Below are 20,688 nucleotides of genomic sequence, written 5' to 3' on the forward strand. Positions count from 1 at the left end.
GGTTCCAAACTACCGTCTCCGGACCGCAGGGTTGGGGACATCGGCGTTCCGTCTAGCCGATGCTGCCTAGTTCCTTGGTTTCCTGGCCCACCAGGCGCGGATCAGTGCCGAGCAGCCGCCGCAGGGACGCGAGCCGGGCCGGGCCGGTGGGGCCCGCTTGACCGGCCGCCACCCAGGAATCCACGCCGCAGTTGACGGCCGCGGTGTTGTGCTTGCAACCACGCTCGCAGGCATCCGTGCCCGGTTCCAGGTCCGGGAAGGACCTTAGTATCCGGTCCGGATCCACGTGGGCCAGGCCGAACGAGCGGATGCCAGGAGTGTCGATGATCCAGCTACCGGCGGGGGCGCCGGTCAGTTTCAGGGCAAGGGCCGACGACGACGTGTGGCGGCCGCGGCCTGTCACCGCGTTCACGCCACCGGTAGCCCGTTCGGCCCCGGTGAGCGCATTGACCATGGTGGATTTGCCCACGCCGGAATGGCCCAGCATCACCGAGACCTTGCCCTCGAGGTACGCGCGGAGTTGCGAAACCGCGTCTCCGTCCAGGCGGGCAGAGAGGCCGTCATCGGAGCGGGCATCGATACCTGAGGCCTCGGAGTCCGACGTACGGCTGATGATCACCGGGAAGTCGAGGTGCTCATAGTTGGACAACAGTTCCGCGGGATCCTTGACATCCGCCTTGGTCACCAGCAGCAGCGGCTCGATGCCGGCGTCGTACGCGGCCACCAGGGCGCGGTCAATGAAGCCGGTGCGTGGCTCCGGGTTCGCGGCGGCCACCACCACCACCAGCTGATCGGCATTGGCCACCACCGCACGCTCGATCGGATCAGTGTCATCGGCGCTGCGGCGCAGCAAGGTCCTGCGGTCCTGGATCCGGACCAGCCGGGCCAGGGTGTCGGGCTCCCCGGACACATCGCCTACAAGGGAGACGAAGTCGCCGGCCACCACGGGGGAGCGGCGCAGTTCGCGGGCCCTCGCGGCGATGATGATCCGTTCGTCGCCCGAGTCCTCACCGACGACGGCGGTGTACCGGCCGCGGTCCACGGTAATGATGCGGCCCGTCACGGCGTCGTCGTGTCTGGGGCGGTCCTTCGTGCGCGGCCGCGAGCCCTTTTTGCTGGGCCGGATCCGGACGTCGGACTCGTCCCAGGAATCAGTGCTGCGTGCCACCAGCGGAACCTTCCGTGGCGTCGCCGGCGGACGCGCCCTGGGCGAGCATGTCCGCCCAAATCTGCGGGAATTCCGGCATGGTCTTGGCCGTGGTGGCGATGTCCTGGACCTCGATGCCCGGAACTGCGAGGCCGAGGATGGCGCCGGCAGTGGCCATCCTATGGTCCGCGTAACTGTGGACGACGCCGGCGTGCAGCTTGGCCGGGCGGATCACGAGGCCGTCGCTGGTCTCTTCCGCGTCGCCGCCGAGGCGGTTGATTTCGGTGACGAGCGCGGCCAGCCGGTCCGTCTCGTGGCCGCGCAGGTGCGCGATGCCGGTCAGCCGTGAAGGTCCGGCGGCCAGGGCGCAGAGGGCCGCCACGGTGGGGGCGAGCTCGCTGGTTTCATCAAAATCCGCGCCCTTGATCTCTGGCCCGCCGGTGACGGTCAGGACGCCGTCAGCGAGGCTGACGTCCGCGCCCATGTCCGCCAGGATGCTGCGCCAGAGGTCCCCCACCTGGGTGGTGCCGGCGGGCCAGTCCGGGATGCGGACGGTGCCGCCGGAGGCCAATGCTGCGGCCAGGAACGGGCCGGCGTTGGAGAGATCCTGCTCGATGCGCTGATCAAAAGCACGGATGGGGCCCGGGGCCACCACCCAGTGGTTCGGCAGGGAATCGTCCACGGTCACGCCGACGCCGCGAAGTACGGCAACCGTCATGTTGATGTGGTCCAGGCTGGGCACGGGTTTGCCCACGTGCTCCAGGTGGAGTCCGTCGGTGAACCTGGCGCCGACCAGCAGGAGGGCGGAGACAAACTGGGATGACGCGCTGGCGTCGATCACCAGGTGGCCGCCCCGGACTTGCCCGGTGCCTTCAACGGTGAACGGCAGTGACGAGGGGGTCCCGCCGTCGTCCGCGGTCAGGGCCACTCCGAGGGCTCTCAGGGCCTCGATGATGGTGCCCATGGGGCGCTTCCGGGCGTGGGGATCGCCGTCGAACACGCTCACGCCGTTGCGCAGCGCCGCCAGCGGCGGAACAAAACGCATCACTGTTCCGGCGAGGCCGCAATCAATGTGCGTCGTCGACGACGGCGCCTCCTGGCTCAGCGGCGTGACCTCAAGGTCCGGCCCGAATGCTCCGTCGCCGGGCACCTCCGTGATGGTGGCACCGAGCTGGCGGAGGGCCTCGATCATCAGGGCGGAGTCCCGGGAATGCAGGGGTGCGCGGAGACGGGACGGCCCGTCAGCCAGCGCAGCCAGGACCAGGAACCTGTTGGTCAGGGACTTGGAACCAGGCACCGTCACGGTGGCGTTGATGGGCCTGCCGGCGAAGGGAGCCGGCCAGTGCGGAACGGTGTCGGTGCTGATGCGCGGGTCCGTGGTTGCGGGCGGGGTGGAACCGGTCATCCGTCCTTACGCCCCCGTTGCGTGATCCACGGCGCGGCGCACGGCCTTGTCCGCCTTGTGGAACTTTTGGCCGGTGGTCTTCCGCGCACCTGCAGCTGACTTCCGGGCGTCTGCGGCGAGGTGCTCGGCACGCCAGGCCAGGCCCGGCTTGCCGGCGGTGTCCACTGAGGCGAGCAGGGCGCCGCCGCTGAGGGAAACGTTCTTGAGCAGCTGGTTCCGGCGGGCCTGGCGGCCTTCCTTGGTGCTGATGTCCGCGCTGCGCCACTCCACAAAGGTATTAAGGAGGGAGATGACGGTCAGCAGTGATGCCGAGAGCCGGCTGAACTTGCCCAGGCCGAACAGTACGCCGGCACCCACCTGCGTTCCGCCGATCACGCGTGCCAGCATCTTCTCGTCGGCCTGGAACGGCAGCGACGCGGCCGCCTTCTGCAGGAACGGCGAGAGCTGGGTGGCGGTGTCATCGGCGTTCTTCAGCTTGTCCAGTCCGGCGACGACGAAACTGGAAGCCAGCATGGGGCGGGCGAGAGTACGGACAAAGGACATGGATTTCCTCCTGGCTGGACGAACCGCACCGAATGCGGCGGAGTCCGTTCTAGTCTTGCACTTTTGAGGAATATTTGCCTGCCGCCGGCGGTTATGAATTGCGGGTCCGCCGAACACCGGACGAATTGACACACCATGGATTGCCGGGCAGATATTTTCCTGGAACACCCTGGCCTGAGACAGAGTGGAGTTGCCCTTGAGGTTACTGAAGGACGGGACGGAACCCACCGGGCCGGTGGCGCTGCAGACTCTGGAATCCGATCCTCCGGAGTACGGAACATCACGTGCCAGGGCCGTCACAGTAGACTTGAACGCAATGAGCACCCTGGATCCGGCCCTCGAGGCCATGTATGAGGCATCCGAACGCGAAGCCAAAACAAGCAGCGAAGCCAATGCCAGCAGTGAAACGCCGGCAGGAAGCGACGCGCAGCCTAAAGCGGGCGTCCCTGCGGCCGCTGAGGCCGTGTCCGCCGAGCCTGTGTCCGCCGAGCCCGCGCCCACTGAGCAACCCGTGGATGTGGCCACCGAATCAGCGGAAGAACGCCGGGTCCGTTTTGAGCGTGATGCCATGCAGTACGTGGATCAGCTCTACTCGGCCGCCATGCGGATGGCCAGGAACCCCGCGGATGCTGAAGACCTGGTCCAGGAGGCCTACACCAAGGCGTTCTCAGCGTTCCACCAGTACAAGCCCGGTACCAACCTCAAGGCCTGGCTGTACCGGATCCTGACCAACACGTACATCAACCTCTACCGCAAGCGGCAGCGCGAACCCCTGCAGTCGAACTCGGACACCATCGAGGACTGGCAGCTTGCCAGGGCTGAGTCGCACACCTCCCGGGGCCTGCGCTCAGCCGAAGCTGAGGCGCTGGACCACCTGCCGGACTCGGACGTCAAGCGGGCGCTCCAGGCGATTCCCGAGGAATTCCGGCTGGCGGTGTACTTCGCCGACGTCGAAGGCTTCGCGTACAAGGAAATCTCAGACATCATGAACACGCCCATCGGGACAGTGATGTCCCGGCTCCACCGCGGCCGGAAAATGTTGCGGGACATGCTGGCGGACTATGCCGCCGAACGAGGATTCAAAGGCGCCGTCGAATCACAGGACACGGCCGCGAGCACAAAACAGGAGAACAGGAAATGAGCGACTGCCAAGGACTAGGCGACTGCGATGACGCCCGGATGCAACGCATCTACGAATACCTCGACGGGGCATTGACCCGCGAGGACATCACGGAAATCAAGACCCACCTTGATGAGTGCCCTGAGTGCACCGAGCAGTACGACCTGGAGTGCGTGATCCGCACCATGGTGAAGCGCTCGTGCACCGAGGCCGCTCCGGAAAACCTGAAGAACGCCATCCTGGACCGGATCCACTCCATCCGCCCGGTGGACGCCTGACACAAGCGCCACCCGCCTGCAGTACTGCAGGCGCAAAAAGAACAGCGCAAAGACGAAGGACCCCGGAAGCCGAGTGGCTTCCGGGGTCCTTCGCTTAAACCGTTTTCCAAGCTTTAGCTTAGGCGTTGGGGCGCTTCCCGTGGTTCGCGCCGCCACGCTTACGGTCACGACGTTTACGTGCACGCTTGCTCATAGCTGGCCTCCTTAAATGTTGGTACTCAAAAGAGCTGCCCTCAAGTCTCCCACACCATGGGACACGCCGCGAAACCGAAACGGGCTGTGACCGGGGCCAATACTGAGCGGCGGCGGCGTCCGGCGGCTTGCTCAGCCGGTCGGCTCAGCATGCGGCTCAGCCAGGCAGTGAGTTGCGGATGGAGATGCGCGCCTGGTCCAGCACGGTCCTGACGGTTTCCAGTGTGAGCGCGCTCAGCGGTTGCCGGGTGGCCTGCAGCCGCAGCTCCACCCGCAGGTCGTCCCGGAACGCCTGCAGCAGCATCTCCGCTTCCTTCAGCTCCCGGAAGCCTTCGGACGACAGGCGGCCGACTCTCCTGAAATCCGCGGCCCGCGCCGTGGAACGGGCCGCCTCCGCTGTAGCCGCCAGGTCAGCCCGCAACCCGCGCATGTTGGCGCGGATATCCGACCGCAGGTTGTCCGCCAGGCGGCGGACGGAAGCGGAAATGTCGTTCTCGACGCCCGCGAGTTCCTCCCGGCGCTTGTTGAGCTCGGCAATGCCAGCCGCGGTGATGCGGTAGTTGGTGCGGCGGCCAACAGACTCGGTGTCAACGAGCCCCTCTTCCTCCAGCTTCCCCAGCCGCGGATAGATGGTTCCCGCGCTGGGGGAGTACGTACCGCCGAACCGTTCGCTGAGGGCCTTGATCAGTTCATAACCGTGTTTGGGCCCCGACTCCAGCAGCGCGAGCAGGTACAACCGGAGCGCCCCATGGGCGAACACCGGGGGCATCAGTGCCCCGCTTCCGGGCTTCTTGCGTCGTCGTTGCGGGCCGGCTGGCCATGGAAGATGGACGTCTTCCCAGACACCGAGTTCGTCCGGACCAGCATCAGCTTGCCGTCCGGTCCGGCAATGGTTTCCACCTTGCCGCCGGGCTGGGAGTACTGCTGGTCATCAATCACCACAACGCCGCTGGCAGACTTCGCCACGATATCCACCCCGACGTCGTGGGGCAGCCTGATGGTGAGGTCGCCGGAGACTGAATTGGCACCGAAATCGTGGGTGAATCCGAGCAAGTCAAAACTCATGTCGCCGCTGACCGTGTGAGCCCGGATGTTGCTGAACCGGCCGGAGGCGGTGACCTCGCCGGAGACGCTCTTGGCGGTCAGGACGCCGTCGTGGTTTCGCGCGATGACCTCGCCGCTGACGGTGTTGACGTGAAGTTCCCCGGACGTTCCGTCTGCCATCACTGAACCCGAGACGGTATTGAGCCGGGTGTGCCCGCTGATTCCGGAGACGAGGCCATCGCCGCTGACTGTCCCGGCCTCCACCTCCACGCCGGCCGGCAGGGCAATACTGATAACCGCTGAGTTGTTGCTGTTGTGGTTGACCGTGCCCATCAGGTTCTTGAACCAGCCCTGGGGGCCGTGCAGCTGATGGCGGACCTCAAGCCTGCCGTCCGTCAGCGTCACCGACACAGGATCGCCCTGGACCTCGTTGATCTCCACGCGAACAACGGCCTCTGAGTGGGTCACGACGTCGAACCTGCCGCGGACCATGCCCAGCTTCAGCGACCTGACGTGGCCAACATCGATGCTTTGCGGACCTGTGACGGTCCAGCTGTCCTCTGTCATGAATCCTCCAAAAACGCGATATATCGTGACTGATTACCCCAAGATACAACGGTCCGGGGGAGCCGGTCAAGATATATCGCGACTGAAGGAGCTTGAAGCCTACTCGGGGGCGTCCATGCCCAGCCATTGGAACCAGCCGCGGTGGAGGACCAGCCAGGCCATCAGGCCATAGCCCGCCTGCCCTGGCGTGCCGGTGTTGGCCGCAAGGTCCTGGCGCCACTGCTCGTGGTTCAGCAGCGGGGAGAACGTGTCCACATAGAGGTGCTTGCGCCTGGTGGTGACGTCAGCGAAAGCGGTGTTGAGATCGGCGAGCCGGCGGTTCTGTACCGGGTCCAGCGTGGGCGGCGGGCCAACGACAAACACCTCGATCCGGTTCTGCGTGGCCGTATCCAGGATATTGGCCAGGTTCAGGCGGCTGCGGGCGGTGGAAAGGCCGAACTCGATGTCCCGGCCCGAGAGGCCGATCACCAGGCGGTTTTCGTGCTGGTCGCCGAACCGCCGTCCGGCCTCCTCCTGCCAGCGGGCAGCCAGCCCTTCGGTTCCTTCCTGGGGACAGGGGAGGGCGTACGCTTCCATGACCATGCCGTCCTGCGGAGTGCGGGCCAACACGCGGCCCAGCCAGCCGAGGGCCCTGGGATCGCCCAGCCCGGCAAGCAGTTCATCTCCAACAGCTGCGATCCGCAGCTTCCTGTCTTCCACAAGTCCCTCTTAACGTCCGTGCCGGTTGTGGCCAACCGGCGTGGCTATGATCCATCTTCATTAAACAGAACTGCCCGGCCGGAGTCTGGTATTTCGACGTCCGGCCGGGCAGCCACTGGTACTACTTCCGTGCAAATGCCTGCTTGAGGAGCGTATCCTGCTCGGCAGCGTGCCGCTTCATGGAGCCCGCCGCAGTGGAGGCCGACGCGGGACGCGACACCAGGCGGACGCGCCGGTCCAGCGCCTCCGGGAGGTTCAGTCCCATAAACGGCCACGGCCCCTGGTTTGCGGGTTCGTCCTGTGCCCAGACAACCTCGGCGTTCGGGTACTTGGCCAGTTCCGCTGCGATTTCTTCGTGCGGCAGCGGGTAGAGCTGCTCCACGCGGACAATCGCGGTGGTCTTGTCATCGGTCTTCTGCCGGGTGGACAGGAGATCGTAGTACAGGCGGCCGGAGACCAGCAGTACGCGTTCGACGGCGTCTGCCGCCAACTGCTCGTGGTCGCCGATGACGGTGCGGAAGGCCCCCGTGGTGAAGTCCTCGACGGACGACGCGGCAGCCTTGAGGCGCAGCAGCTGCTTCGGAGTGAAGATGATCAGCGGCTTGCGCGGCCTGCTGTAGGCCTGGCGGCGCAGCAGGTGGAAGTGTGATGCCGCCGTGGTGGGGTTGGCGACGATCATGTTCTCTTCGGCGCACATCAGCAGGAAGCGTTCGATGCGTGCGGAGGAGTGGTCCGGGCCCTGGCCTTCGTAGCCGTGCGGCAGCATCAGGACCAGGGAGGAGCGCTGGCCCCACTTCTGCTCGGCCGAGGAGATGAACTCATCGATGATGGTCTGCGCGCCGTTGACGAAGTCACCGAACTGCGCTTCCCACAGCACCAGGGCATCCGGGCGTTCCACCGAGTAGCCGTATTCGAAGCCCATGGCCGCGTATTCGGACAGCAGGGAGTCGTAGATCCACAGCTTGGCCTGGTCATCGGAGAGGTGGCCCAGGGGCAGCCACTCACCGCCGTTGGCGCGGTCGTGGAACACGGCGTGGCGCTGCACAAACGTGCCGCGGCGTGAGTCCTGGCCGGCAAGCCGGACGGGAACGCCTTCCATGATGAGCGAACCGAAGGCCGCGATCTCGCCAAAGCCCCAGTCGATGCCGCCTTCGCGGGACATCTGCTCGCGCTTTTCGAGGAGCTGCTTGAGCTTGGCATGGACGGTGAAGCCCTCGGGGATCTGGACATGGGCCTTGCCGATGTGCGCCAGGGTCTCCGGCGAGATGGCAGTGGAGGCCGGGGCGTTGGTGCCGAAGTCAGCCTGCTGGGCGATGGGACGCTCAATGTCGGAGACGGCGGCGGAGTCCGCAGTGATAATCGGGATGGGCGAGGTCTGGGCCGCGTGCGTCTCAGCGAAGACCCGTTCCAGCCGTTCCTGGTAGTCGCGGAGCAACTGCTCGGCTTCTTCCTCGGTGATGTCGCCACGGCCGATGAGGGCCTCGGTGTACAGCTTGCGGACGGAGCGCTTGGCTTCGATCAGGTTGTACATCATGGGCTGGGTCATCGAGGGGTCGTCACCCTCGTTGTGGCCACGGCGGCGATAGCACACCATGTCGATCACAACGTCCTTGTGGAAGCGCTGGCGGAACTCGTAGGCGAGTTGCGCGATGCGCACCACAGCTTCGGGATCGTCGCCGTTCACGTGAAACACTGGCGCCTGGATCATCTTGGCGACGTCCGTGGAGTACGTGGACGAACGCGACGATGACGGGGCAGTGGTGAAGCCCACCTGGTTGTTGACCACGACGTGGATGGTGCCGCCGGTCCGGTAGCCGCGGAGCTGGGACAGGTTCAGCGTTTCGGCAACCACGCCCTGGCCGGCAAATGCAGCGTCACCGTGGACCATCAGGGGCAGCACCGGGAAGGCCTCGCCCTGGTCCAGGCGGTCCTGCTTGGCGCGGACGATGCCTTCGAGCACGGAGTCGACCGCCTCGAGGTGGGACGGGTTAGCGGCGAGGTAGACCTTGGTCTCGTTGCCGTTTTCCGAGGTGAAGGTGCCTTCCGTACCCAGGTGGTACTTCACGTCGCCGGAGCCCTGCACGGAGCGGGGATCCTGCGTGCCTTCGAATTCGCGGAACACCTGGGCGTAGGTCTTACCGGCGATGTTGGTGAGGACGTTCAGGCGGCCGCGGTGGGCCATACCGATCGCAACCTCGTCCAGTCCGTCGTCAGCGGCATCGGAAATGATGGCGTCCAGCAGCGGAATCAGGGATTCGCCGCCTTCCAGGGAGAAGCGCTTCTGGCCGACGAACTTGGTCTGCAGGAAGGTTTCAAATGCTTCAGCCGCGTTGAGCCGGGACACGATGCGCAGCTGCTCTTCGCGGCTCGGCTTCGAGTACGCGTGCTCCAGCTGGTCCTGGAACCACTTGCGCTCTTCAGGCTCCTGGATGTGCATGTACTCGATGCCGGTGGTGCGGCAGTAGGCGTCACGGAGGACACCGAGGATGTCGCGGAACTTGAGCATCGGCTTGCCGCCGAACCCGCCGGTGGGCCACTCGCGGTCCAGATCCCACAGGGTCAGCCCATAGGTGAGGACGTCAAGGTCCGGGTGCTTGCGCTGGACGTACTCCAGGGGATCGGTGTCTGCCATCAGGTGGCCGCGCACACGGTAGGAGTGGATAAGCTGCTGGATCCGGGCAACCTTGTTGATCTCGTCGGCCGGGTCTACCTGCAGGTCCGGGCTCCAGCGCACGGGCTCGTACGGGATCCGGAGGGATTCGAAGATGTCGTCGTAGAAGTTCTGGGCCCCGAGCAGCAGCTGGTGCACAAGCTTCAGGAACTCGCCGCTGCCGGCTCCCTGGATGACGCGGTGGTCATACGTGGACGTCAGCGTGAGGACCTTGCTGATGGCGTTCTGCGCAACGATCTTTTCGCTGGAACCCTGGAATTCGGCTGGGTAGTCCAGGGCACCGACGCCGATGATGGCAGCCTGTCCCTTGGACAGACGCGGCACGGAGTGAACGGTGCCGATGCCGCCGGGGTTGGTCAGGGACACAGTGGTGCCGGAGTGGTCATCAGCGGTCAGCTTACCTGCGCGGGCACGCTTGATGAGGTCTTCATAGGTGTGCCAGAACTCGGAGAAGTTGAGGGTCTCTGCCTTCTTGATGTTAGGCACCATGAGAAGGCGGCTGCCATCCGGCTTGGGCATGTCAATGGCGATGCCGAAGTTGACGTGGGCCGGCTGGACAGCGCTGGGCTTACCGTCGATTTCGTCGTAGTAGACGTTCATCGAAGGGAACTGGGCCAGTGCCCGGATCACGGCGTAGCCAATGAGGTGCGTGAAGGAAACCTTGCCGCCGCGTGCACGGGCGAGGTTGGAGTTGATGACCACGCGGTTGTCGATCAGCAGCTTGGCCGGAATAGCCCGGACGCTCGTGGCCGTGGGCACCTCAAGGCTGGTGACCATGTTGGTGGCAATGGCCTTGGCCGGGCCGCGAAGAACGGATACCACGTCCTCTTCCGGGGCCGTGGGTGCCTTGACGTTCTTGGGAAGCTGGGCGGGAATCGGCTGGGCCCCGCTTCCGGGCTCGGTCTTCTTCGCGCCATCGCGGGCGACCGTAGCGGGAGCTTTCTTTGCCGCCGCGGGGGCGGTGGCCGGCGCCGCAGGCTGTGCAGCCGGCGACGTTGCCGGTGCAGCTGTTGCAGAAGCCGGAGGTGCCGGCGGTACAGCCGGCATTTCGCGGGTTGCTGGGTGGGCCACGGCTACCGCCGTGCTTCCGTTGGAAGAAGAACCGCTGCCTGAATCGAAGGACTCGAAAAGGGGCCACCATTTGGTATCCACCGTGTTCTTGTCTTTCTGATACTGCTCGTACAGTTCGTCAACGAGCCACTCGTTTCCGCCAAATTCCTCTGGTAGACGGTGGCTAGGCTGCTCTGGCACTTGAAATACGCCTCTTCCATGAGTTTGATTTCTCTCTGGCCGCCACGGTGCCGCAGCACAACATTCGAACCAGTCTCTGCGTCCTGAACCCGGACCGTTGCCAGTCTAATGAGCATTCTGTGTTAACTGCCAATAACGGTGACCCAAATCATGGCAATGACGCGGAGATCACGGATTGTGGCGTCCGGAAGCCTTCCCGGTGCGGGCGCGCCGCGATCATCAGCGGCCAGCCGAAAGGCGCAATCTGCTCCTGTAGACTGAAATTCTTATGGACAGTAAATCTAGGTGCCGGCCTGGGGGCTGTCAGCGGAGCATGAAATACAGCACCGCGCAGTCCACCCGCAGAGCCGGCAAACCCCGAACACGCGCCCATCACTCTCCGTCAGCCCACCCCGGCGGAGCCCCTATGGAAACAGCATCGGCTTCGGCCGATCATCCTCCGCCGGTCCGTTTCCCCCGGCCTCACACCATTGCTCCCGACCTTCGGGCGGGATGCTGAATGGAGTGGTTGCTCCTCGCGGCAGGCCTCCTGCTGATCGCCGGCACCGGCTTTTTCGTCGCCGTCGAATTTTCCCTGATTGCCCTTGACCAGGCCACGGTCCAACGTGCCATCGACAACGGTGACACGGGTGCCGTCCCGCTGCTCAAGTGCCTGAAATCCCTCTCAACCCAGCTTTCCAGCTGTCAGCTCGGCATTACCCTCACCACACTTCTGACCGGCTACGTGATGGAACCGTCGGTGGGCCGCCTCCTCGAGGGCCCGCTGGCCGCCGTCGGAATTCCCGAAGTGGCTGCGGCATCCGTTTCCCTGGTCATCGCCATGGTGCTGGCCACGCTGCTGTCCATGCTGCTTGGCGAACTGGTGCCCAAGAACATGGCCATTGCGCTGTCCTTCCAGGTTGGCAAAGCATTGGCGCGGCCCCAGTTGGTCTTTACGGCCATCTTTAAGCCCGCCATCGTGGTGCTCAATGGTTTTTCCAACAAGGTACTGAATGTCTTTGGCCTGGAGGCCAAGGAAGAGATTTCCGGTGCCCGGACCCCGGCCGAGCTCGCCTCCCTGGTGCGGCGCTCCGCCGCCATGGGAACGCTCGACGCCGGGACGGCCAACTTTGTGGCGCGGACCCTGAACTTCTCAGCCCGGACGGCTGCCGACGTTATGACGCCCCGGATCCGGATGGAGACCATCGATGCCGACCAGCCTGTATCGGACATCCTGGACGCCGCCCGGCGCACCGGGTACTCCCGCTTCCCCGTCATCGGGGAGTCCTCCGACGACATCAAGGGCCTGGTGCACGTCAAGAAGGCCGTTGCAGTGCCGTGGGACCGGCGGGCCAACCTGGAGGCCGGAGCCATCATGACCGATGTCCTCCGCGTGCCGGAGACCATCCACCTCGATGCGCTCCTGGCCGAGCTGCGGGAGGGAAACCTGCAACTCGCGATTGTCCTGGATGAATACGGCGGAACCGCCGGCATCACCACCCTTGAGGACCTGGTGGAGGAAATCGTCGGTGAAGTGTCCGACGAGCACGACAAGGTACGCCCGGGACTGCTGCAGAGCGCCTCCGGCGACTGGTACTTCCCCGGGCTGCTGCGCCCTGACGAGCTTTCCGAACAGATTCCGGGGCTGACCGTTCCGGACGAAGCCGCCTACGAAACCGTGGGCGGGTACGTCATGAGTGAGCTGGGCCGGATCGCCGCAGTGGGGGACACCGTCGACGTCGGCGGCGGCACGCTGAGCGTGACCAGGATGGACGGCCGAAGGATCGAGCGGATCTCCTTCCATCCGGCAGCACCCGAAGCGGAGCCTGCTCCGGACGACAGGAGGGAACGATGAGTGACTGGGCCGGAATTGCCTGGCTGGTTGTCCTCCTGCTGGGGAACGCGTTTTTTGTCGGCGCCGAGTTCGCCGTGATGTCGGCCAGGCGCAGCCAGATCGAACCTCTCGCCGAAGCCGGTTCCAAGCGGGCGCAGACCACGTTGCGCGCCATGGAAAACGTCTCCTTGATGCTGGCCTGCGCGCAGTTGGGCATCACCGTGTGCTCGCTGCTGATCCTGCAGGTGGCCGAACCGGCCATCCACCACCTGATGGCGGCTCCGCTGGAAGCCGTTGGGCTGCCGGTGGAAGTTGCCGACGTCGCAGCGTTCGGCATCGCCTTGATGGTGGTGACCTTTCTCCACGTGACGTTCGGCGAGATGGTGCCTAAGAACATCTCGGTATCGGTGGCGGACAAGGCTGCCTTGCTGCTGGCCCCGCCGCTGATGTTTGTTGCGAAGCTGGTCAACCCGGCCATCGTCGCGCTGAACTGGTCCGCCAACCACATCCTCAAGCTCCTGCGGATTGAGCCCAAGGATGAGGTGAACTCGTCCTTCACGCTCGAGGAAGTCCAGTCGATCGTGCAGGAATCAACCCGTCACGGGCTGGTGGACGATGACGCGGGCCTGATCACCGGCGCCCTGGAATTCTCCGAATACACGGCTTCGCACATCATGGTTCCACTGGACGATCTGGTCATGCTGAAGGCGGCCACCACCCCGGTGGAATTTGAAAAAGCCGTCAGCCGGACCGGGTTCTCACGGTTCCCGATGCTGGACGACGACGGCATGTTGTCCGGCTACCTCCATGTGAAGGACGTGCTGTCCATTCCCGAGTCGGATTACCAGCACCCCATCGCCGAGAGCAGGATCCGTTCCCTTGCCAACCTCGCGCTGGACGACGAAGTTGAAACGGCCATGTCCGTCATGCAGCGCACGGGCTCACACCTGGCCCGCGTGATAGGTGCGGACGGGCAGACCCACGGCGTCCTCTTCCTGGAAGACGTGATCGAGCAGTTGGTGGGAGAGATCCGGGACGCAACGCAGGCCACCGGCATCAGGCGACTGGGCGAGCCGAACGGAGGCTGAACGCGCCCGGGTCCGGAAGGGCCCGGCGCGGCTATCCTAAATAGGAATCATTCACATTTAGGGGTAAGCTTTTTGGAGACGCAAAAAGTCCATCCCTGTACTGAACTGAGGTTTCCGTGCGCCATCCCGCCGCCATCCGAACGTCCCTGGCCGCCCTCGCCGGCATGAGCCTGCTGCTCACCGCCTGCGGCTCCGGCGGTGCGCCGTCGGCGACGTCCGGCACCGACTCATCCGCCGGCGTCGTTGACGTGGTGGCGTCCACCAACGTGTACGGGGACATTGCGGCGGTCATCGGCGGGGACAAAGTCAACGTCACCGCCATCATCACCAAGACCAGCCAGGACCCGCACTCCTACGAGGCCACCGCACAGGACCGGCTGCTGGTCTCCAAGGCGGAACTGGTGATCGAGAACGGCGGCGGCTACGACGCCTTCCTCCACAAGATGGCCGACGACAGCAACATCCCGCACAGCAATATAGTCACCGCTGTCGAGGTGGCTGGCCTGGCGCCGAAGGAAGACCACGCTGATTCGCCGGCGTCGAGCGAGCCGGCTGACGGCCATGATCACGGTGAGTTCAACGAGCACGTTTGGTACAGCCTGGCTGCCATGGACAAGCTCGCTGATGCAGTGGCGGCCAAACTGGGTGAACTCGAACCGGGCTCAGCCGCCCTCTTCACTTCCAACGCCGCAACCTTCAAAGCCCGGGTGGACGGTCTTGCCGGCAAGCTCGCCACTCTGAAGGCCAACGGAACAGGCGCAGGTGTGGCCCTGACCGAGCCTGTCCCGCTGTACCTGCTTGAGGCAGCCGGGCTGGAGAACAAGACTCCGGCCGACTACACCGCCGCGATCGAGGAAGGCTCTGACGTTCCGCCCGCGGTGCTGAAGGCAGCCACGGACCTGGCCGGGTCCAAGGACATCAGGTTCCTGGCCTACAACGGACAGACAGAGGGTCCCCAGACGCAGGCGCTGAAAAAGGCAGCCGAATCAGCGGGCGTTCCGGTCATTGACTTCAGCGAAACACTGCCTGAGGGCAAGACGTACCTGCAATGGATGACGGACAATGTTGACAACGTCAGCAGAGTTTTGGAGACAAATAGTTGAAACCGGTGGTCAGCCTCCGCGGGGCGTCCCTGCAGTTCGGCAAACGCTTGCTCTGGGAGGGTCTCGACCTGGATATCAGGCCCGGCGAGTTTTTCGCCGTCCTGGGCCCCAACGGCAGCGGAAAGACCAGTTTCCTCAAGGTCCTCCTGGGCCTTCAGGAACTGCAGTCCGGCCGGGCTACCTTGGGCGACCGTCCCGTGGAGCGCGGCAGCAACCTGATCGGCTACATTCCGCAGCAGAAATCCTTTGCTCCGGACACGCCCATGCGTGCCCGGGACCTGGTAGGGCTCGGCGTGGACGGCCACCGCTGGGGACTGCGGCTGGGCATGTCCCGGGCAAACCGCAGGATCGACGAGCTTCTCGAGCTGGTGGGCGCCAGCGACTACGCCAAAGTCCCGGTGGGCCAGCTCTCCGGCGGCGAGCAGCAGCGCCTCCGGGTGGCCCAGGCGCTGGCCACGGACCCTAAGGTCCTCCTCTGCGACGAACCGTTACTGTCCCTGGACCTGCACCATCAGCAGGCCGTCAGCGCCCTGATCAACAAACAATGCCACGCCCAGAACAGCGCGGTGGTATTTGTCACCCACGAAATCAACCCCATTATCGACTACGTTGACCGGGTGCTGTACCTGGCCGGCGGGCGCTTCAGAGTGGGAACCCCGGAACAGGTCATGACCACCGAGGTCCTGTCCGAGCTGTACGGCAGCCACGTGGAAGTCATCCACGCGAACGGGCGCATCGTCGTCGTCGGCCTGCCCGACGCAACCACGCACCACCATGCCGATGTCCACGCAACGGTGGGGGAGGTGGCCTGATGGATGCGGACAGCATCATCGGAGCGATCTTCAGCTTCGAGAACTACGGCGAGTTGCTGGTGCTGGTCCAGAACTCCCTCTGGGCCGGGGCCGTGCTGGGCCTGCTCGGCGGGCTGGTGGGCACCTTCGTGATGAAACGGGACCTGGCGTTCGCCGTGCACGGCATTTCCGAGCTCTCTTTCGCCGGGGCGGCCTTTGCGCTTCTGATCGGCGCGGACATCGTGTTCGGCTCGCTGATCGGCTCGGTGGCGGCGGCGCTGCTCCTGGGCCTGATGGGGGTCCGGGCTCGGGACAAAAACTCCATCATTGGGGTGATCATGCCCTTCGGGCTTGGGCTCGGCATCCTGTTTTTGTCGCTCTACCAAGGCCGTGCCGCAAACAAATTCGGGCTGCTTACGGGGCAGATCGTCTCCGTGGACACCGTCCAGCTGCAGGTCCTCGCCGGCGCCGCCGTGCTGGTCATCGCAGCCCTGGTGGCCATCTGGCGCCCGCTGAACTTTGCCAGCGTTGATCCCGAACTGGCCGAAGCCCGCGGGGTGCCCGTGCGGACGCTCGCGCTGATCTTTATGGTCTTGTTGGGAGTCAGCGTAGCGCTGTCCATCCAGGTGGTAGGGGCGCTCCTGGTACTCGCATTGCTGATCACTCCGGCAGCCGCGGCGCTCCGCGTGACCTCCGCTCCGGTGGCCGTGGTGGCCCTCAGCGTTGTTTTTGCCGTCACGGCCACGGTGGGCGGAATCCTGCTGGCCCTGGGTGGGCGGATCCCCATCAGCCCCTATGTCACCACGCTGTCGTTCCTGATCTACGTGGTGTGCCGCGTCGTGGGCAGTGTCCGCGCCAAGAAGGGCATCAACGGCCGTCTGGTGCACGCCCGCTGACACGGTCAACCGTGACGAACCAGGCAGCGCTGGCTGTCAGAGCTTGCCGGCGGCCCTGAGGGCGGTGCAGTCCGGGCACAGGCCGAAGATCTCCACGGTGTGAGCCACTTCTGTGTAGCCGTGTTCCGTGGCGATCCGGGCCGCCCAGGTTTCCACCGCCGGAGCCTCCACTTCCACGGCCTTCCCGCAGTTGCGGCACAGCAGATGGTGGTGATGCCCGGTAACAGCGCAGCGCCGGTAGACCGCTTCGCCCTCGCCGTTGCGCAGGACGTCCACGAGGCCGTCGTCCGCGAGGGACTGCAGGATCCGGTACGCCGTTGCCAGTGAAACGGAGACGCCCTTGTTCTGCAGGATGCGGTAGAGCTCCTGCGTGCTGACGAAGTCATCCAGCTCGTCCAGGGCAGCGCTGACGGCTACACGCTGCTTGGTGACGCGCTGCTCCTTGCCGGGCGCGCTGACGGTTCCTGCGCCGGATGCAGCGTTCGACGGCGTCGCGCCAGTTTTGGTGCCGAACGGCATGAACGTACTCGCTTCCCTGAGGGACGGTGGCAATCATCCAGATTACCAGCCGGGAGCGCGCCGCCGGACGTGCCTTGGACAGGCCGGGGGCCGGACCCTAGGCTGGCGCTATGAGGCTGACAAAGTACACCCACGCATGCGTCCGGCTTGAGCAGGACGGCCGGGTGTTGGTGCTGGATCCTGGAACATACTCCGAGACCGCCGAAGCCCTGGCCGGGGCGCAGGCCGTGCTCATCACCCACGAGCACGGCGATCATGTGGATGTGCCGGCCATGGTCAACGCCCTGCAGGGCTCGGACGGACTGGCGGTCTTCGCGCCGGCCGGAGTGGCCGCCCACTTGCGGGAGGTGGCGCCCCAGGCGGCAGCACGGATCCACACCGTTGAACCCGGCTCGACTTTTGACGCGGCCGGCTTCAACGTGCGCAGCTTCGGCGGACAGCACGCACTGATCCATCCCCAGGTTCCCATCGTGGCCAACATCGGCTACCTGGTGGACGGCAACGTGTACCACCCGGGGGACTCTTTCATCATCCCGGACGGCCTCAGCGTGCAGACGCTGCTGGTTCCGATCCACGCACCGTGGAGCAAGGTCAGCGAGGTGGTGGATTTTGTCATCGCCGTCCGGGCCCCCCGTGCCTTCCAGATCCACGACGGGCTGCTGAACGAAACCGGACTGAAGGTCGCAGAATCCCACGTGGCCCGGCTGGGCCGGAAATACGGCACCGAGTACACCCGCCTTGCCCCGCGGGAATCGGTGGAGATCTGAACAGCAGCTATGCGCTCCAGACGCCGGTCTCGAAGAACCGGCGGATGACTTCCTCATGCGGCTCGGGGTCCAGGCCTTGGCCGGACAGCCACACCGGATTGTAGTAGTTGCCGGCATAGCGGTCGCCGCCGTCGCACATCAACGACACAATGCTGCCGCGCTGGCCCGCGGCGACCATTTCCGCCACGAGTTGCCAGACCCCCCACAGGTTGGTGCCGGTGGACGGTCCGGCATGCAGGTCGGCGACCGTGCGCAGGTGCCGCATGGCTGCGATGGACGCGGCATCCGGAACCTGGATCATGTGGTCGATGACGGCGGGCACAAAGCTCGGTTCCATCCGCGGGCGGCCGATGCCTTCGATCCGTGACGGCAGGCCGGTGCTGGTTCCACCCGCACCGTTCACCCAGCCGGGATAAAATGCGGAATTCTCCGGGTCCACCACCGCAAGGCGCGTGTTGTGGCCGCGGTAGCGCAGGTAGCGGCCGATGGTCGCGCTGGTGCCGCCGGTCCCCGCGCCCACCACGATCCAGTGGGGAACAGGGTGTTCCTCCAGCGCCAGCTGCCCGAAGATGGACTCCGCGATGTTGTTGTTGCCGCGCCAGTCCGTGGCCCGCTCCGCGTAGGTGAACTGGTCCATGTAGTGGCCGTTGGACGTGGCAGCGACGTCCGCCGCCGCGGCGTAGACCTCTGAGGCATGGTCAACCAACAGGCACGAGCCGCCGAACTGTTCGATCAGCGCGATCTTTTCCGGGCTCGTTGTGCGGGTCATGACCGCTACGAACGGCAACCCCAGAAGCTGCGCGAAATATGCCTCCGAGACCGCTGTGCTGCCGCTGGAAGCCTCCACGACGGTGGTACCTTCGCAGATCCAGCCGTTGACCAGCCCAAACAGGAACAGGGAGCGGGCCAGCCGGTGCTTGAGGCTCCCGGAACGGTGCGTGGATTCGTCCTTGAGGTAAAGCTGGACGCCCCACTGCTGCGGCAGCGGTACCGAATAGAGATGGGTATCGGCGGACCGGTTGTTTTCTGCATTTACTTTTCGGATGGCCTCATCAGCCCAAGCCCGGTCCGCGCTCGCGTTCTTCACCCAACCAGCCTACCGGCGGCCCTCCCCGCCGGCCGCTTTGCCGGAGCTAGAGTTGGATCAGGAACTGCACACCCCGCAATTGCCAAGGAGAACGATGGGTCCACTGATGGATGTCCCGGCTTTGGCGGCGCGTTCCGACGCCGGCCAGCGAACCGTGCTGCTGGACGTCCGCTGGGCGCTGGGAGACCCGCACAGCCGGCAGCACTACCTTGAAGGGCACCTCCCGGGCGCAGTTTTTGTGGACCTTTCCACCGAGTTGGCGACGCCGGCCACTCCTGCCCGCGGCAGGCACCCGTTGCCCGTCCACGACGAGTTCCAGGAAACTGCCAGGCGCTGGGGGGTCAACAACGGCGACGTCGTGGTGGCCTACGACAACAGCGGCAACATGGCTGCCGCCCGCCTCTGGTGGATGCTCCGGAACGCCGGGTTCCAGGACGTATACCTGCTCGACGGCGGCCTGGCAGCCTGGCTGGACGCCGGACTGCCGCTGGACACCGGACCGGTGGACGCCGCCGTCGGACGTGTTTCCTTTGATGTTTCCCCTGCTGGAGGCAGGATGCCCAGCATCGACGCGGCCGGAGCGGCAGACTGGCCCGCAACAGGCGTCCTCCTGGATGCCCGGGCCGGCGAAAGGTACCGGGGCGAATTTGAACCCGTTGACCCCCGTGCCGGCCACATTCCGGGCGCCCGCAGCGCACCAACAACGGAGAACGTGGACGGAGCCGGCCTCTTCCTGCCGGCCGACCAGCTGCGGCGCCGGTTCGAGGAACTAGGCGTCCGTGACGACGTCCCCGTGGCCGTGTACTGCGGCTCGGGCGTGACCGCCGCCCATGAGGTGGCCGCCCTCGAAATCGCCGGATTCCAGGCCGCACTCTATCCGGGATCCTTCTCGGAATGGTCCAACAACCCGGCCCGGCCGGTGGCCACGGGAAGCGGCCCGAGTGGCCATGCGGCGGCCCGCGGGGGGGTAGCGTCGAAGGATGACCCCAGGACGCCCCGTACCGCCGCCCCTTGCCCGCCCCGTTTTGCCGAATGATCCTGTTGCCGATCCTGCTGTGCATCTGGGCACCGATCCGGAAACTGATTCCGGCACTGGCGGTCCCCGGCCACGAGATCATCGGAACGGTCAGCCGCATCGGTTCGGCGGTGCAGACTTCGCCCCGGGGGACCGCGTGGGAGTCGGCTGCATGGTTGATTCGTGCCGTGAATGCGAGAGCTGCCTGGACGGCCTGGAACAGTACTGCGAAAGCGGGTCGACCGGGACCTACGGCGCCAAGGATCCACGCAACGGCGACGCTATCGCCCAGGGCGGCTACTCGTCAGCCGTGATGGTGGACCGGCGCTACGTGGTCCGCGTTCCCGGAAACCTCGACCCGGCCGCCGTCGCCCCTGCGAGTGGACGGTGCGCTGTTCCAGCTGGGCTTGCCGTCCGACGCCATGCCGCCGGTCAACCCCGGAGCCATGATCAGGCGCCGGGCCAGGGCAGCGGAACTCCTCGACATCGGGGGACTCTCATCCTGCGCGGACAAACGCCCGCACCAGCTCTCCGTCGGACAGCGCCAACGGGTCAACATCGCCCGCACCCGGATGGGAGACCCCAGAATCCTGCTTGTCGACGAACCCACGGCAGCTCTGGACCACGAACGCAGCGACTCCATCGTCCGGCTGCGGTGCCCCGGTTCCGGGGAAAGCTACTGGCCGGTATCG

General features: G+C 65.4%; 19 protein-coding genes and 2 pseudogenes. 11 read left to right on the forward strand and 10 right to left on the reverse strand.

Annotated features, from left to right (window positions below; all coding sequences use genetic code 11):
* Positions 1-52: 52 nt before the first annotated feature.
* Genes rsgA through DAD99_RS15845 form a run of 3 tightly spaced genes read right to left on the reverse strand, consistent with a single transcriptional unit; the run spans position 53 to position 3,095 of the window.
* Positions 53-1,168 (reverse strand): ribosome small subunit-dependent GTPase A, encoded by a 1,116-nt coding sequence (gene rsgA / locus DAD99_RS15835; protein WP_193342304.1) that lies wholly within the window; start codon positions 1,166-1,168, stop codon positions 53-55.
* Entirely contained in the window at positions 1,152-2,552 is a 1,401-nt protein-coding gene (aroA, locus tag DAD99_RS15840; RefSeq protein ID WP_193342305.1) for a 3-phosphoshikimate 1-carboxyvinyltransferase, read from the reverse strand. The genes rsgA and aroA overlap by 17 nt, the downstream gene beginning before the upstream one ends.
* Positions 2,553-2,558: 6 nt before the next feature.
* On the reverse strand, positions 2,559-3,095 hold the full coding sequence (locus DAD99_RS15845; RefSeq protein WP_185260959.1) for a DoxX family protein: 537 nt from the start codon (positions 3,093-3,095) through the stop codon (positions 2,559-2,561).
* A 235-nt stretch (positions 3,096-3,330) separates the two neighbouring features.
* On the opposite strand from DAD99_RS15845, the gene DAD99_RS15850 reads away from it, so the two are divergent.
* Together DAD99_RS15850 and rsrA are read left to right on the forward strand one after the other, a co-directional pair.
* Complete coding sequence (locus tag DAD99_RS15850) at positions 3,331-4,236, forward strand: sigma-70 family RNA polymerase sigma factor (RefSeq protein ID WP_375372252.1); 906 nt, start codon at positions 3,331-3,333, stop codon at positions 4,234-4,236.
* Complete coding sequence (gene rsrA / locus DAD99_RS15855) at positions 4,233-4,493, forward strand: mycothiol system anti-sigma-R factor (RefSeq protein ID WP_185260958.1); 261 nt, start codon at positions 4,233-4,235, stop codon at positions 4,491-4,493. Before DAD99_RS15850 ends, rsrA begins: the two co-directional genes overlap by 4 nt.
* Positions 4,494-4,611: 118 nt before the next feature.
* Here rsrA and DAD99_RS22315 read toward each other — a convergent pair whose 3' ends face one another.
* The 5 genes from DAD99_RS22315 to DAD99_RS15875 form a co-directional block, all read right to left on the reverse strand.
* Positions 4,612-4,686 (reverse strand): 50S ribosomal protein bL37, encoded by a 75-nt coding sequence (locus DAD99_RS22315; protein WP_104061284.1) that lies wholly within the window; start codon positions 4,684-4,686, stop codon positions 4,612-4,614.
* A 156-nt stretch (positions 4,687-4,842) separates the two neighbouring features.
* Entirely contained in the window at positions 4,843-5,454 is a 612-nt protein-coding gene (locus DAD99_RS15860; protein ID WP_185260957.1) for a PadR family transcriptional regulator, read from the reverse strand.
* Positions 5,454-6,296, reverse strand: a complete 843-nt coding sequence (locus DAD99_RS15865; RefSeq protein WP_185260956.1) for a DUF4097 family beta strand repeat-containing protein — start codon at positions 6,294-6,296, stop codon at positions 5,454-5,456. Before DAD99_RS15865 ends, DAD99_RS15860 begins: the two co-directional genes overlap by 1 nt.
* Positions 6,297-6,395: 99 nt before the next feature.
* On the reverse strand, positions 6,396-6,995 hold the full coding sequence (locus DAD99_RS15870) for a GDSL-type esterase/lipase family protein (protein WP_099093407.1): 600 nt from the start codon (positions 6,993-6,995) through the stop codon (positions 6,396-6,398).
* 121 nt (positions 6,996-7,116) lie between these two features.
* Positions 7,117-10,917, reverse strand: a complete 3,801-nt coding sequence (locus DAD99_RS15875; protein WP_193342306.1) for a multifunctional oxoglutarate decarboxylase/oxoglutarate dehydrogenase thiamine pyrophosphate-binding subunit/dihydrolipoyllysine-residue succinyltransferase subunit — start codon at positions 10,915-10,917, stop codon at positions 7,117-7,119.
* A gap of 499 nt (positions 10,918-11,416) precedes the next feature.
* On the opposite strand from DAD99_RS15875, the gene DAD99_RS15880 reads away from it, so the two are divergent.
* The 5 genes from DAD99_RS15880 to DAD99_RS15900 all read left to right on the forward strand — a co-directional run bounded on the left by DAD99_RS15880 (position 11,417) and on the right by DAD99_RS15900 (position 16,608).
* Entirely contained in the window at positions 11,417-12,751 is a 1,335-nt protein-coding gene (locus DAD99_RS15880) for a hemolysin family protein (protein WP_185260954.1), read from the forward strand.
* A complete protein-coding gene (locus DAD99_RS15885; RefSeq protein WP_185260953.1) occupies positions 12,748-13,818 on the forward strand; it encodes a hemolysin family protein in 1,071 nt (356 codons plus the stop codon). Before DAD99_RS15880 ends, DAD99_RS15885 begins: the two co-directional genes overlap by 4 nt.
* A gap of 116 nt (positions 13,819-13,934) precedes the next feature.
* Positions 13,935-14,921 (forward strand): metal ABC transporter solute-binding protein, Zn/Mn family, encoded by a 987-nt coding sequence (locus DAD99_RS15890; protein ID WP_309233324.1) that lies wholly within the window; start codon positions 13,935-13,937, stop codon positions 14,919-14,921.
* On the forward strand, positions 14,918-15,733 hold the full coding sequence (locus DAD99_RS15895; protein WP_185260952.1) for a metal ABC transporter ATP-binding protein: 816 nt from the start codon (positions 14,918-14,920) through the stop codon (positions 15,731-15,733). The genes DAD99_RS15890 and DAD99_RS15895 overlap by 4 nt, the downstream gene beginning before the upstream one ends.
* Positions 15,733-16,608, forward strand: coding sequence for a metal ABC transporter permease (locus DAD99_RS15900; RefSeq protein WP_185260951.1), 876 nt, complete (start codon positions 15,733-15,735; stop codon positions 16,606-16,608). Before DAD99_RS15895 ends, DAD99_RS15900 begins: the two co-directional genes overlap by 1 nt.
* 36 nt (positions 16,609-16,644) lie before the next feature.
* Here DAD99_RS15900 and DAD99_RS15905 read toward each other — a convergent pair whose 3' ends face one another.
* A complete protein-coding gene (locus DAD99_RS15905; protein WP_185263781.1) occupies positions 16,645-17,127 on the reverse strand; it encodes a Fur family transcriptional regulator in 483 nt (160 codons plus the stop codon).
* Positions 17,128-17,237: 110 nt separating this feature from the next.
* Between DAD99_RS15905 and DAD99_RS15910 the strand changes: the two genes are divergently transcribed.
* A complete protein-coding gene (locus DAD99_RS15910) occupies positions 17,238-17,894 on the forward strand; it encodes an MBL fold metallo-hydrolase (protein WP_193342307.1) in 657 nt (218 codons plus the stop codon).
* A 7-nt stretch (positions 17,895-17,901) separates the two neighbouring features.
* Here the strand turns inward: DAD99_RS15910 and DAD99_RS15915 are convergent, their stop codons facing one another.
* Complete coding sequence (locus tag DAD99_RS15915; RefSeq protein WP_185260949.1) at positions 17,902-18,981, reverse strand: PLP-dependent cysteine synthase family protein; 1,080 nt, start codon at positions 18,979-18,981, stop codon at positions 17,902-17,904.
* A gap of 94 nt (positions 18,982-19,075) precedes the next feature.
* Between DAD99_RS15915 and DAD99_RS15920 the strand changes: the two genes are divergently transcribed.
* From DAD99_RS15920 to DAD99_RS22325, 3 genes and pseudogenes are all read left to right on the forward strand, one after another.
* Positions 19,076-20,017 carry a sulfurtransferase gene (locus tag DAD99_RS15920; RefSeq protein WP_193342308.1) on the forward strand — a complete coding sequence of 314 codons (942 nt, stop codon included), beginning with the start codon at positions 19,076-19,078 and terminating at the stop codon, positions 20,015-20,017.
* Between the two features lie 151 nt (positions 20,018-20,168).
* A pseudogene (locus DAD99_RS22320) lies at positions 20,169-20,282 on the forward strand (NAD(P)-dependent alcohol dehydrogenase); the annotation flags it as partial.
* A gap of 172 nt (positions 20,283-20,454) precedes the next feature.
* Positions 20,455-20,649: pseudogene (locus tag DAD99_RS22325) on the forward strand (ATP-binding cassette domain-containing protein); the annotation flags it as partial.
* Positions 20,650-20,688: the final 39 nt, after the last annotated feature.

The organism is Pseudarthrobacter sp. AB1, from assembly GCF_014926485.1.
Lineage (GTDB): Bacteria > Actinomycetota > Actinomycetes > Actinomycetales > Micrococcaceae > Arthrobacter.

Bases quoted from the DNA above. Each gene is read 5' to 3' on its own strand.
- aroA (WP_193342305.1), bottom strand. From the start codon at position 2,552: ATGACCGGTTCCACCCCGCCCGCAACCACGGACCCGCGCATCAGCACC.
- DAD99_RS15845 (WP_185260959.1), bottom strand. From the start codon at position 3,095: ATGTCCTTTGTCCGTACTCTCGCCCGCCCCATGCTGGCTTCCAGTTTC.
- rsrA (WP_185260958.1), top strand. From the start codon at position 4,233: ATGAGCGACTGCCAAGGACTAGGCGACTGCGATGACGCCCGGATGCAA.
- DAD99_RS15860 (WP_185260957.1), bottom strand. From the start codon at position 5,454: ATGCCCCCGGTGTTCGCCCATGGGGCGCTCCGGTTGTACCTGCTCGCG.
- DAD99_RS15865 (WP_185260956.1), bottom strand. From the start codon at position 6,296: ATGACAGAGGACAGCTGGACCGTCACAGGTCCGCAAAGCATCGATGTT.
- DAD99_RS15880 (WP_185260954.1), top strand. From the start codon at position 11,417: ATGGAGTGGTTGCTCCTCGCGGCAGGCCTCCTGCTGATCGCCGGCACC.
- DAD99_RS15885 (WP_185260953.1), top strand. From the start codon at position 12,748: ATGAGTGACTGGGCCGGAATTGCCTGGCTGGTTGTCCTCCTGCTGGGG.
- DAD99_RS15900 (WP_185260951.1), top strand. From the start codon at position 15,733: ATGGATGCGGACAGCATCATCGGAGCGATCTTCAGCTTCGAGAACTAC.
- DAD99_RS15905 (WP_185263781.1), bottom strand. From the start codon at position 17,127: ATGCCGTTCGGCACCAAAACTGGCGCGACGCCGTCGAACGCTGCATCC.
- DAD99_RS15910 (WP_193342307.1), top strand. From the start codon at position 17,238: ATGAGGCTGACAAAGTACACCCACGCATGCGTCCGGCTTGAGCAGGAC.
- DAD99_RS15920 (WP_193342308.1), top strand. From the start codon at position 19,076: ATGGGTCCACTGATGGATGTCCCGGCTTTGGCGGCGCGTTCCGACGCC.